The sequence below is a fragment of the Ruegeria sp. SCP11 genome (assembly GCF_040329455.1).
Classification (GTDB): domain Bacteria; phylum Pseudomonadota; class Alphaproteobacteria; order Rhodobacterales; family Rhodobacteraceae; genus Ruegeria; species Ruegeria atlantica_E.
Window position 1 is genome coordinate 1 of sequence record NZ_JBDZYG010000066.1, and the last position, 236, is coordinate 236.

Annotated in this window: 1 pseudogene; it reads right to left on the bottom strand. The window is 58.9% G+C overall.

The window, feature by feature from the left end:
- Positions 1-132, bottom strand: a pseudogene (locus tag ABLN94_RS24650) (integrase); the annotation flags it as partial.
- Positions 133-236 lie beyond the last annotated feature (104 nt).

Genomic DNA, 236 nt, shown 5'->3' on the forward strand with positions numbered 1-236 from the left:
GCCGGCAAGCTCGAGGCGAACTCGGATTGCCCAGACATGTTTTGGTTTCAGCGGGCGCTTTTGACCAACGATACGGCCTTTGTTCCAGGCTGGGCGAAGCGCGCGAATGGCCGGTAAGTTTGGTGTTTCCATGACTGATCCTCCGATCCGCCATGCCCACCCACAACGACAACCCGACGTTGACGCGGTCCAATATCACAGGATGCTGCGATTGCTCCGAGGTCCTCTCAGAGCCC